13 protein-coding genes are annotated in these 11,272 nt (G+C 38.7%); 6 read left to right on the top strand and 7 right to left on the bottom strand.

The window, feature by feature from the left end; translation table 11 throughout:
- Positions 1-93 precede the first annotated feature (93 nt).
- The 5 genes from QQS35_RS16865 to QQS35_RS16845 all read right to left on the bottom strand — a co-directional run bounded on the left by QQS35_RS16865 (position 94) and on the right by QQS35_RS16845 (position 3,568).
- Complete coding sequence (locus tag QQS35_RS16865; RefSeq protein ID WP_285933398.1) at positions 94-1,410, bottom strand: multi antimicrobial extrusion protein MatE; 1,317 nt, start codon at positions 1,408-1,410, stop codon at positions 94-96.
- Between the two features lie 232 nt (positions 1,411-1,642).
- Positions 1,643-2,314: an NmrA family NAD(P)-binding protein gene (locus QQS35_RS16860; RefSeq protein ID WP_285933397.1), complete on the bottom strand. Its 672-nt coding sequence runs from the start codon at positions 2,312-2,314 to the stop codon at positions 1,643-1,645.
- Positions 2,314-2,583: a Rossmann-fold NAD(P)-binding domain-containing protein gene (locus QQS35_RS16855; protein ID WP_285933396.1), complete on the bottom strand. Its 270-nt coding sequence runs from the start codon at positions 2,581-2,583 to the stop codon at positions 2,314-2,316. Before QQS35_RS16855 ends, QQS35_RS16860 begins: the two co-directional genes overlap by 1 nt.
- A gap of 91 nt (positions 2,584-2,674) precedes the next feature.
- Positions 2,675-3,337, bottom strand: coding sequence for a LysR family transcriptional regulator substrate-binding protein (locus QQS35_RS16850; RefSeq protein ID WP_285933395.1), 663 nt, complete (start codon positions 3,335-3,337; stop codon positions 2,675-2,677).
- 6 nt (positions 3,338-3,343) lie between these two features.
- Entirely contained in the window at positions 3,344-3,568 is a 225-nt protein-coding gene (locus QQS35_RS16845; protein WP_285933394.1) for a helix-turn-helix domain-containing protein, read from the bottom strand.
- A 148-nt stretch (positions 3,569-3,716) separates the two neighbouring features.
- Here QQS35_RS16845 and galE point away from each other — a divergent pair, with 148 nt between their 5' ends.
- The gene (galE, locus tag QQS35_RS16840) at positions 3,717-4,712 is read left to right on the top strand and encodes a UDP-glucose 4-epimerase GalE (RefSeq protein ID WP_285933393.1); all 996 of its coding nucleotides are present in this window, start codon (positions 3,717-3,719) and stop codon (positions 4,710-4,712) included.
- Between the two features lie 37 nt (positions 4,713-4,749).
- Here galE and nagE read toward each other — a convergent pair whose 3' ends face one another.
- Complete coding sequence (gene nagE, locus QQS35_RS16835) at positions 4,750-6,222, bottom strand: N-acetylglucosamine-specific PTS transporter subunit IIBC (RefSeq protein ID WP_285933392.1); 1,473 nt, start codon at positions 6,220-6,222, stop codon at positions 4,750-4,752.
- Positions 6,223-6,452: 230 nt separating this feature from the next.
- On the opposite strand from nagE, the gene nagA reads away from it, so the two are divergent.
- The 5 genes from nagA to QQS35_RS16810 are packed head-to-tail and all read left to right on the top strand — an operon-like array spanning position 6,453 to position 10,788.
- The gene (nagA, locus tag QQS35_RS16830; RefSeq protein WP_285933391.1) at positions 6,453-7,637 is read left to right on the top strand and encodes an N-acetylglucosamine-6-phosphate deacetylase; all 1,185 of its coding nucleotides are present in this window, start codon (positions 6,453-6,455) and stop codon (positions 7,635-7,637) included.
- On the top strand, positions 7,638-8,387 hold the full coding sequence (gene nagB / locus QQS35_RS16825) for a glucosamine-6-phosphate deaminase (RefSeq protein ID WP_285933390.1): 750 nt from the start codon (positions 7,638-7,640) through the stop codon (positions 8,385-8,387).
- Positions 8,388-8,415: 28 nt separating this feature from the next.
- Complete coding sequence (locus QQS35_RS16820; protein WP_285933399.1) at positions 8,416-9,138, top strand: GntR family transcriptional regulator; 723 nt, start codon at positions 8,416-8,418, stop codon at positions 9,136-9,138.
- 27 nt (positions 9,139-9,165) lie between these two features.
- Complete coding sequence (murQ, locus tag QQS35_RS16815) at positions 9,166-10,056, top strand: N-acetylmuramic acid 6-phosphate etherase (RefSeq protein WP_285933389.1); 891 nt, start codon at positions 9,166-9,168, stop codon at positions 10,054-10,056.
- A 48-nt stretch (positions 10,057-10,104) separates the two neighbouring features.
- On the top strand, positions 10,105-10,788 hold the full coding sequence (locus QQS35_RS16810; protein ID WP_285933388.1) for a copper homeostasis protein CutC: 684 nt from the start codon (positions 10,105-10,107) through the stop codon (positions 10,786-10,788).
- A 68-nt stretch (positions 10,789-10,856) separates the two neighbouring features.
- Here QQS35_RS16810 and QQS35_RS16805 read toward each other — a convergent pair.
- On the bottom strand, positions 10,857-11,272 hold a 416-nt coding region (locus tag QQS35_RS16805; RefSeq protein ID WP_285933342.1), incomplete at its 5' end, for a transposase.

The following is an 11,272-nucleotide window of genomic DNA, read 5'->3' as shown; positions in this document are numbered from 1 at the left end:
TTTTAAAGTGTCATGGTCATTCGAATAAAGGTTTATTAAGAAACATAGAAAAAAACGCTAGTTTTTCACTGGTCCCGAACCGTCCCCTGCTTCCTATTTTGGCTTTTTTGATGTTGCGTTTAAAAAGAATAATAATATGGTTAATTCAACGAGAAAACCAATCGATTGTGCCAAGGCTCCGATTGATCCACCACCACTAGGAAAGACGAAAATAAGTATAAATAGTGCAATTACTGCTGCAACAACGTTACCTGATTGTGAAAATGACATCACTTTTGTTTGCCCTCTTATCATTAAAATGCCATTGGCAAAGTCGATCCAAGGAAAGCAAAGGGTAAATAAGATAAAAAACCGAAGTGCGAGGATACTGTGATCCAGCAGCTCACCTGAAACTCCAATAATATTTTGGAAGATCCAGATTCCAATCGGTGTATAAGCAAATAGCATGAGAAATACACTTGGAATAAAACTAACTAATAGCGTGAAACGGAAAACGGCTCGTTTATCCTGTTTATAAAAATTAATCACAATTTGATGAATGTAAGAGGTGACACTGTTTAATAAGTGAACAATTGATAATGCAACAGCATAGGACGCTATCGCAATTTCAGCCTTTGTGCTCCAACCTAATACTGCATTGATTGTCGGGGTCAGACTAACAGCAATTAGAGATGCAATCATTAACGGATTGTAGAAACGGAAAATTTGCGATTGAGACATAATTGGATGATCTTGCTTTTTCTCGGGTAGTTTTTTGACAATGAATCTACCTTCCAAAAAGCTTACTAGCGCTTCTACAGCCATTCCGGCTAAAAATATATAAGCACCAATGTAGCCATGATTCACCCAATCGTTTGCAAGTACGATCCACGCAATCAAGGCCATAAAAGTTAATCTGAAAACCATTCCAATCGTGAGCCATTTAGTTTTTAAATTAAATATAATGACACCTTGATAAAGACATCGGATTCCTGAAAAGATCGTAACGAACATCAATACTCTGTAAGCATCAATGGTTGGCTCTAGCATGTCATCACTTACACCAAGTAAGGTGGAAAAGATAAAAGTACCTAATGGACTGTAAGCGATAACAAGACTTATTAGAAAAATTGCACCTAGTACATAAAGTGTTGCATTTCGCATTAAGCGATAGGAGCTTTTATCTCGAACTAAGGTTGAACAGGTTTGCCTTAGAATGACAGCGCACCTTTCGAGTAGAGCAAAAATACTCATGGCAACGGAATAACTAGCAATGACAATCGCTGGGTCTGGTGCTCGAGCGAGTGTACTGTTAATAATGACATGTGAAATCGTAACTAGACTGGCCGATAAGCCAAGTGGTAGAAAGAAAAATAAAAGAGTGCGATATGAAACTTGATCCGTAGCTAGTTTGTTTTTTGTTGACGGCATATGCTGACACTTCCCATGGAATGTTTACTACTAATAATAGGGCAATTTTACGTATATTGCTAGTTAAAATGAAGCAGGGGACGGTTCTCTGCTTCCAATTAAAGCCTTCGAATAAATATCAGTTAACTACATGTGAACAGGGTTTCATCCGAGTTTATCTGGTGTTTTGTACAAATAAAAAAAGAAACAGAAAGCTTCATCGCCTAGCGTTCTGTTTCTTTTTTATACCATCTCAATTATCTTTCGAGTGCCGTTCACCAACTTGGAAGTCATCTGCATGCTTGAACATGTACTCCACTGTAAGCGGCTCTTGTCCCGTCAGCTTTTTAAAGTCATCTGTGAAATTATTCATTTTTCCTAAACGAATCGCTTGAGCAAAAGTAACCATGCCTTCTGATGAAAAAGGTGCTTCAGAGCCTTCTTGAAATTTCCCATCTGTTGTTCGTGGAACACCCATGGCATCAAAGATCCCATAATTTTCTTCATCCGTAATTTCTTGATAGGTTACATGATTACCAGTTACTTTGTTGGCGATTTCTACGAATTCGGTCATCGTCATTAATTCTGGACCATTTATGTTCAACACAGCTTCGTGGTAATCATTGGATGCCAAAGCGTAAGCAACAGCTTTGGCACAATCCCTCCGTGAGATATAGGCCATTTTCCCATCGCCTTGGCTGTTCTTTAGCACGCCATCATCTTTGGCAAATGTGAAATAATTCGTGACCATCGCTTCTGCATATTGGGAGTTGCGAAGGAAGATATAATCTAATCCGACACTTTTCACGTAGTCTTCTGTAAAGATATGATCAATTTCTTCAACACTTGGATTGGATTCATCTGCTGCATTTACTAATGATGTATAAACGATTTGCTTAACTCCAGCTTGTTTCGCTGCATCCACTACATTTTTGTGTGCATGTTGCGCTTTTCACCGACAAATGGCATAGAGATTAAAGCGAGTTTATCGGCACCAGCAAAAGCATCTACAAGACCATCCATTGTATTAAAATTAGTTTCGTGTGTTTCAATCCCTTGTTCTGCATATTCTTTTAGAGCAGTTGGGTCATAACCACAAAAAATAACTTGTTCTTTGTCAACAATCTCCAATAAATAATCAGCTGCTTGTTTACCTAAATTTCCATCAATTCCTGTCAATAATAGTTTTCCCATCGTTTATGCAACTCCTTATTTGTTTATTGATTTTCTATACCTTTACAATATGTGAAATGATGAACAAAGTCTAATAGAAAAAACTTATGACCTATTTGGAAAACCAATGACGGATTTCCTCAAGAAAGGCTCCTAAAGCAGGGTTCTTATTTTCTTTCAAATACCCTATTTCGATTTTGAACGTATGATGCGAATCTTCTAATGGAATTAACCTGACTTCCTCTTTAGGATATGATAGCTGATAGTTGTCCGGGAAAAAGCCAATTAAATCCTCCGTAATGATATAGAACAACTCTGTTTCAACATCATCAACGGTTCGCATAATATTTGGCTGATAACCATCTTCCACCGCATGCTGAATCATCATAGAATAGGATTTTCCAATCGCATTTGAATTTAACATTACAAGTGGATAGGGATATAATTCCTCTTTTTTAATCGATGTATGATGAAAAAGTGGATGTTGTTTACTTACAACCGCACAGTATCTACCAGTATATAAAGTGTTTGTTTGAATAGCCTCTTTCCCTTCAAACTCCGAATCAATTGCAACTGCAACGTCATAGATTCCTTTATAGAGAAAATCTGAAATATTTTTTAACAAAACTTTATTTAATTCAAGTTTTATATTTGGATTACTTTCCTTGAAGGGAGGGATGCATCGTAATAAGTGTTGAATATCTGATAACGTAGAATATTCAATACTTAAAAATTGCGTATGGGACTGCTGATAATTATCCATTTTCACTTTCATATGATTCTATTGCTTCCATAGGACAACTGCTTCTCCATAAAAAAGCCAACCAGCTTGCGTTGGCTCAATTGGAATTTGTTTTCTATCAATTAATTTCATATCAAACTCTTTTTCAAGTGAAGCAATTTGTTGACTAATTGTTGTTTGAGAGACAAAATTTTTCTTTGCTGTTTCTGTAAAATTTCTGCATTCCACAAGGTCAATGTAATACTTTATCTTTTCTATATTCATTTAACTAACCCCCAATACAGTGGTATTATAACCTTCTTTTTGGAAGCTGAGAACCGTCCCCTGCTTCCAACTGGTCTTGACGTAGTAGAGCAAGTTATAATTATCACATAAGTTAGCTTGTTTCAAGTGGAAGGGAGATCATATTCTAATGAACATACTAGTAACGGGTGGTACTGGATTTATTGGTTCACATATCTGCGTTGCGCTATTAGACGCAGGGCATCAAGTGGTGATAGCAGATAATTTGCGCAATAGTAAATCCCAAACCTTAGATAGAATCAAGGTAATTACGAATAAAGAGATTACTTTTTATGAAACGGATATGACTGATGAAACGGCTGTTGATAACATCTTTTCTAACCATTCTTTCGATGGGGTCATTCATTTTGCAGGACTAAAAGCAGTGGGTGAGTCTGTAAAAATACCTCTAACTTATTATTACAATAATCTTGTTAGTACAATGGTTCTTGCCAAAGTATGTCAAAAATATAATGTGAATCGGTTTGTCTTTAGTTCATCTGCAACTGTGTATGGAGACAACGAAAGTCCATTCAAAGAAACGATGGAACTATTACCAAGGACGAATCCATATGGTGAAACAAAAGCAATGAATGAGCGGATTTTAACGGATATAGCAAGAGCGAACCCTGATTTTTCTTTATCGATTCTCCGATATTTCAACCCGATAGGAGCACACGAAAGTGGATTAATTGGTGAAGCCCCTAATGGAATTCCAAATAATCTTATGCCATACGTTACGCAAGTAGCCAAAGGTAAACTGGAGAAGTTGCGTGTGTTTGGAAATAACTATCCAACGGTGGATGGTACAGGAGTTCGGGATTATATTCATGTGATGGATTTAGCTGAAGGCCACGTTGCGGCATTAGAAAATCTAACAGAAGGTGTTCATGTCTACAACTTAGGAACTGGACGAGGTACGAGTGTTCTAGAGTTAGTCAAAGCTTTTGAAGAAGCAAATCACATCGAAATTCCATATGAAAATGTTGATCCTAGACCTGGGGATATAGCTTCGTGCCATGCCGATGTAATGAAAGCAAAGCAGCAACTAGGTTGGACAGCAAAGCGTGATATTATTGCCATGTGCCGAGATGCTTGGCGATTTGAGAAAAATTTTAAAGAATAAATTCTGGAAGCAGGGAACCGTCCCCTGCTTCCAAGTGTCAAACTGATTTTCGTTTATTAGCGTTACGTATCTTATGAATTTCGTCGGCAACAAATTGTACTTGGGTACCGACGATGACTTGGATGCTATTAGAACTTACTATGTTAATGCCTGGTATGCCTGTTGCTTTTATTTTATTTTGGTCAACGGCATCCATATCTTTTACTTCTAATCGTAAACGCGTCACACAATTGTCAACTGATGTTACGTTTGCGTCTCCGCCTAGCCCTTCATAAATTTGAGTAGCCATTGCGATTACTTTATCACTTTTATTTTCATTGCTACTAGAAGTAGTATCTAATATGTCATCTTCATCTGCTTCACGTCCTGGTGTAGCTAAGTTAAATTTAACAATTAGATAACGGAACGTTACATAATAAATGATTCCGAATACAAGTCCTTGCACAATTAACATGTATGGTTGGTTCGCAATTGGAAGTCCTGAACTTAGTGCAAAGTCTACGAAACCTGCACTGAAACCAAATCCAGCTGTCCATTGGAAGAAGGCAGCAATCGCGAGTGAAAGTCCTGTAAGAAGTGCGTGCACGACATAAAGTGCTGGTGCAACAAACATAAATGAGAATTCAATTGGTTCAGTAACACCAGTGAAGAAGGCAGCGAACCCGGCTGCGAGCATTAATGCAGCAACTTGCTTTTTCTTTTTCGTTTTAGCGGTGTGATACATCGCTAGACAAGCAGCAGGAAGACCAAACATCATCACAGGGAAGAATCCAGCCTGGTACATACCAGTCACGCCTTTTTCCCCTTCATTTGCCCAGAAGTTTCCGATATCATTAATGCCAGCAACATCAAACCAAAATACGCCATTTAAAGCATGATGGAGGCCGGTTGGAATCAAAATACGGTTAAAAAACCCATAAATACCAGCGCCGACAAAACCTAAATCACTAATCGCTGTACCGAATGATACAAGACCAGAGTACACAACTGGCCAGATGAAGAATAATAGGGCGGATGTCACGATCATCGATACCGCTGTCATAATTGGGACTAATCTTTTACCGCTAAAGAATGCTAACGCATCTGGTAATTTCGTCTGACTAAAACGGTTATACATAATAGAAGCAATAATTCCGGAAAGAATACCAACAAATGCATTTTCAATTTTGCCGAAAGCGGGATCGACATTAGCTACCTCTATCCCTTTGAGCAACGCAACTGTGTCTCCAGAAAGTAACGTTGTAGCAACGAGAAAAGCAACTAAACCACTTAATGCAGCGGAGCCATCTCGTTCTTTGGCCATCCCTAGCCCGACACCAACAGCGAATAAAATAGGAATATTATCAATAATAGAAGAACCTGCCTTGATTAGAAAGGCTGCAACCGCACTATCCGAACCCCAACCTGACGGGTCAATCCAATAACCAATACCCATTAAAATTGCAGCAGCTGGCAGAACGGCAACAGGTAACATTAAGGAACGACCGAGTCTTTGTAAATAATTCATCATTATGAACCCCTCCTTGTAAGTTTCGATCTTTTCAAATTCATACTAGCACAGCATTGTTTAGTTGTCTATACCAATGTCAAGGTTTCTGACAAATAAATAAACGCTTACATTACTGTTATATTCATATTACGTTAACATTGTACCAGTATTCTGCGGTTTATCTGGTATAGACAACTATAGTTAGGTGTGTTATACTAAATGTAAGATATAGGAAAGAGTGTGGTGTGGAAATGAAGATGCTAATTTTAAAAAATGCAGTGGTGTACACAGAATCGGAAATACACCACAATGCTTATATAAAAATAGAAAGAAATCAGATTGCGGAAATCGGTTCAAATGATGAGCTTGGAGAAGTTGTCGGTTATGAAGTGATAGAATTACCAGAATCGTACAAAATAATTCCAGGTATGATTGATGTGCATATTCATGGCGTTAATGGTGCGGATACCATGGATGCAACTCCGGATGCTCTAGATACGATGGTAACTGCCTTGCCAAAAGAAGGTACGACTAGCTTTCTAGCAACGACGATTACCCAGAGTGTCGAAGCGATAGAAGCAGCTTTAGCGAATGTGGCGGCTTTTACCCATAGAGGGCAACAATCAGGGAAAGCTGAAATTTTAGGTATTCATTTGGAAGGTCCTTTTATTAATGGAATACGAGCAGGAGCTCAGCCGGTCCAGCATGTGCTAAATCCAAGTGTTGAGATAATGAAGAAGTGGAAAATAATTTCTAATGATATGATTCGCTTGGTTACTTTAGCGCCAGAGCAGGAGGATGCTCATCTATTAATCGCATACCTGAAGCAACAAGGAATCATCTCCTCGATTGGACATTCGGATGCTACTTTTAGTGAAGTGGAAGTGGCGATTAAAAGTGGTTTGTCTCATGTGACTCATTTGTATAACCAAATGCGGGAATTTCATCACCGGGAGCCAGGAGTCGTTGGTGCAGCCTTGTTGAAAGATGAACTAATGGTTGAGTTGATTGTCGATGGCATTCATTCTACTAAAGAAGCGGTTAAGCTTGCCTTTCGTCAAAAAACAGCAGACCGACTTGTGTTAATTACGGATGCAATGCGCGCTAAATGCTTGAAAAATGGCAGTTATGATTTGGGTGGTCAGCAGGTAACGGTAGACGATGGGAAAGCAATCTTAGCAGATGGGACACTTGCTGGTAGCACGCTGAAAATGGGAAATGCCTTTCAAAATATCATCGCTTTTACGAATTGTTCGGTAGAAGAATCGATTAAAATGACAGCGACAAATCCAGCCAAAGAAATAGGGGTATTCGACCGAAAAGGGAGTCTGGCAGCGGGTAAGGATGCGGATATCGTTGTATTAAATGAAGAAAATGAAGTCGAGATGACCTTTTGTAAAGGGGAGATTGCTTATCAGAAGGAGAGGACTGTATAAATGCAGATTATTCGTGTAGAGGATTATGAAGATATAAGCAAAAAAGCAACAGAGATTCTATTAGACCGGATACGCACAGCTGAAAAATTGGTGTTAGGTCTAGCGACAGGGTCAACTCCGGTATTAACCTATCAATATTTAGTAAAGGACCATCAAGAGAACCAGACGTCGTATCAGCATGTAACTTCTTTTAACTTAGATGAGTATATCGGATTACCAGTAGAAGACCCGAATAGTTATCATACGTTTATGGATCATCATCTTTTTAATCATATTGATATACCCCGTGAACAAATATTTCTACCAAATGGGTTGGCAGATAATCAGCAACAAGCGTGTATTGACTACGAAAAGCAGATACAGAATCATGGGGGTATTGACTTGCAACTGTTGGGGATTGGTAGTAACGGGCACATTGGTTTTAATGAACCAGGCACACCTTTTGATTCTGCTACACATATTGTTGATTTAGCTGAATCAACGCGAAAAGCAAATGCTAGATTTTTTGACTCGATTGAAGAAGTGCCGAAACAAGCAATTACGATGGGAATTGGCTCGATTTTGCGTAGTAAGGAGATTTTACTTTTAGTATCGGGAGAAAAGAAAAGTAAGGCACTAGCTCGGCTTTTAGAAAAGCAAGTAGATAGTCAATTTCCGGCTTCTGCTCTTCACCATCATGCTCATGTGACAATTGTTGCGGATAAGGCAGCATTACAGTACACTAATGAAAAATCGTCCGTAACACAATGAAGTTATGATTAGGAGAGGAGAAATGGGCATGATTGATAAACAATCACCAGTTCCTATATATCATCAATTAGAAGAAAAGATAAAGAAACGGATTGAAACAGGGGAATTAATGCCAGGGGATGCGCTGCCGTCTGAACGAGAATATGCGGAACAATTTGAAATTAGTCGAATGACGGTGCGCCAGGCAATCACCAATCTCGTGAACGAACGTTTTTTGCACCGTGTAAAAGGAAAAGGCACGTTTGTTATGGAAAAGAAAATGGAGCAACCTTTACACGGATTAACGAGTTTTACAGAAGATATGAAGGCTAGAGGTCTGCAACCAAGCAGTTCGCTGATTCACTTTGAAATTATTCCTGCATCTTCGGACCTTGCCGATAAACTTGGGATAAACGAGCATGGACCAGTTTATGAAATTAAGAGGATTCGACTAGCAGAAGGAATTCCGATGGCACTGGAAAGAACATATATTTCAGCGAATCTCGTGCAAGGTTTGACAGAGGATATCGTTAAGGATTCCTTGTATGCCTATGTGGAAAATGTACTCAACCTGAAAATAGAAAGTGGAATCCAAGTCATTGAGGCATCGACTTCTAATGCGGAAGAAAGGAAATATCTAGAGATTGCGGAAGCGGATCCAATCTTGTTGATGGAGCGAACTTCGAGTTTAGAAGATGGAACGCGTTTTGAAGTGGTCAAGTCCTCTTATCGCGCCGATCGTTATAAGTTCATGATAGATTTAAAAAGATAAGATGCAAGTCCTTGATGAGGTGATGAGATGGGTGAAAATGTAACAGAAGCAACCAATAAGAATAGTTTAACAATCGATGAAATGTCATCACTTGAGATTGTGACACTCATGAATCAAGAGGATTGTGCTATTTATTCTGGTGTCGAACAAGCTTTACCTAGCATAGCAACTGCGATTGACTTTATTGTAGGAAAGTGGCGCGAGGGCGCTCGTGTATTTATTGTAGGAGCGGGAACAAGCGGACGACTAGGGATAGTAGATGCTGTAGAATTAGGTCCTACATTTTCCGTTGAAGATGGTAGATGGATTGGTTTCATTGCAGGTGGTAAAGAAGCGATGTGGAAAGCCCTAGAGCAACATGAAGATAATGGTACTGACGTGGTAGCAGAATTAGAAAGTCATCACCTAAGTAAGACAGATGTCCTGATTGGAGTGAGTGCCAGTGGTTCTACGCCGTATGTGATGGCGGCACTTAAGTATGGAAAAGAATTGGGAACAGGCACGATTTCGATTAGCTGTAATCATGAAACTGCTTCTTCTGCTATTAGTGATGTTGCCATCGAAGTAGTCGCTGGTCCCGAAGTGATTCGTGGTTCAACTAGGTTAAAAGCAGGTACCGCACAGAAAATGGTACTAAACATGCTTTCCACTGGCAGTATGGTCCGACTAGGGAAAGTTTATCAAAATCAAATGGTTGATGTGCAAACAATAAATAAAAAGTTAGTCAAACGAGCGGTACAAACATTAATGGATATTACGGAACTACCTCATAATGAGGCGGAAGCTTTATATAACCAGTGTAATCAAGAGTTAAAAGTCGCAATTTTTGTAGCACTTACAGGTTCGGATATCGCCAAGGCCAAAGAGCACTTAGAAAAAATGGGTGGGCACTTGAAACAAGCGATAAGAGATTATTAGGAAGCAGGGGACGGTTCCCTGCTTCCTTTTAAGTGAGGTGGACGATTGATGATTGAAGTGATTGTTCAAAATGCAGAAGAGGCTATGGAGGCAGAAAGGCTAGGAGTAGATAGGTTAGAGTTAGTTTCTGCAATAAAAGAAGGTGGGCTAACCCCTAGTTATGCAACTATTAAGCAAGTGCTAAACAGTGTCAGCATTCCTGTTCAAATTATGATTAGACCCCATAGTTATAACTTTACATATAGACAAGGGGATAAGGAAATCATTTATGAAGATATACGAAATGTGTTGTATCTTGGTGGCAAAGGCATTGTATTCGGGGCACTGAATGATGATCATACTATAGATGAAGAAACATTGATAGAAGTAATTGAAATCTCTTCTGAATTAGATATAACTTTTCACCGTGCTTTTGATGAAATAAGCTCTCAAATAGAGGGGTATCAATTGCTATGTAAGTACAAAGAACAAGTGAAACGTGTATTAACTTCTGGTGGAAAACGAACATGTGAAGAAGGAAAGAACAACTTAATAGAATTAATCAAAATTGCAAATCAAACAGATGGTCCTAGTATATTAGCTGGTTCGGGTTTAACTACAAATAATTTCCTTAACATTCACAAATTAGTACATGCATACGAGTACCACTTTGGAAGTGGCGTAAGAAAGAATCAGTCATTTAGAAATGGATTTGATAAAGAAGCGATTAGGTTAATTATGAATTCTCATTAAGAGGAAGCGGGGGACGGTTCGGGACCAGTGAAAAACTAGCGTTTTTTTCTATGTTTCTTAATAAACCTTTATTCGAATGACCATGACACTTTAAAAATGTGCTTTTTTATTAAAACAGATGAATATGAAGAGGATACTATTGCCGATATCCTCTTCATATTAACTGCGATTGCAGCTAATTTTGATTGTATGGACACACTTAATAGACCATACCCCCTGGCTCTGGATAGGCCGTGAAATCTTTTAAGCTCCGCATTTTTACCTTCAATCGAAGCTCTTTTTTTATATTTTTCCTTGAACTTTTCTGTCTTCTGATATTGAGACATTTCATAGTAATCTGTTGTGTTCAACCCAATAGTTAGAATTCTTCTTGCACGCCCTTGTGTACACAGGTCATGCAACGGACAAGTTTTACATTGATTGAGCTCAAAATAATATTTATACCCTTCTCTTTTTCCATCCTTTCTATTTGAAATATAACGTT

It is taken from the genome of Aquibacillus rhizosphaerae (assembly GCF_030282825.1).
Lineage (GTDB): Bacteria > Bacillota > Bacilli > Bacillales > Amphibacillaceae > Aquibacillus_C > Aquibacillus_C rhizosphaerae.
This window is presented reverse-complemented; position numbering and strand designations above follow the sequence as displayed.

Bases quoted from the DNA above. Each gene is read 5' to 3' on its own strand.
- QQS35_RS16865 (WP_285933398.1), bottom strand. From the start codon at position 1,410: ATGCCGTCAACAAAAAACAAACTAGCTACGGATCAAGTTTCATATCGC.
- QQS35_RS16855 (WP_285933396.1), bottom strand. From the start codon at position 2,583: ATGGGAAAACTATTATTGACAGGAATTGATGGAAATTTAGGTAAACAA.
- QQS35_RS16850 (WP_285933395.1), bottom strand. From the start codon at position 3,337: ATGAAAGTGAAAATGGATAATTATCAGCAGTCCCATACGCAATTTTTA.
- QQS35_RS16845 (WP_285933394.1), bottom strand. From the start codon at position 3,568: ATGAATATAGAAAAGATAAAGTATTACATTGACCTTGTGGAATGCAGA.
- galE (WP_285933393.1), top strand. From the start codon at position 3,717: ATGAACATACTAGTAACGGGTGGTACTGGATTTATTGGTTCACATATC.
- nagE (WP_285933392.1), bottom strand. From the start codon at position 6,222: ATGATGAATTATTTACAAAGACTCGGTCGTTCCTTAATGTTACCTGTT.
- nagA (WP_285933391.1), top strand. From the start codon at position 6,453: ATGAAGATGCTAATTTTAAAAAATGCAGTGGTGTACACAGAATCGGAA.
- nagB (WP_285933390.1), top strand. From the start codon at position 7,638: ATGCAGATTATTCGTGTAGAGGATTATGAAGATATAAGCAAAAAAGCA.
- QQS35_RS16820 (WP_285933399.1), top strand. From the start codon at position 8,416: ATGATTGATAAACAATCACCAGTTCCTATATATCATCAATTAGAAGAA.
- murQ (WP_285933389.1), top strand. From the start codon at position 9,166: ATGGGTGAAAATGTAACAGAAGCAACCAATAAGAATAGTTTAACAATC.
- QQS35_RS16810 (WP_285933388.1), top strand. From the start codon at position 10,105: ATGATTGAAGTGATTGTTCAAAATGCAGAAGAGGCTATGGAGGCAGAA.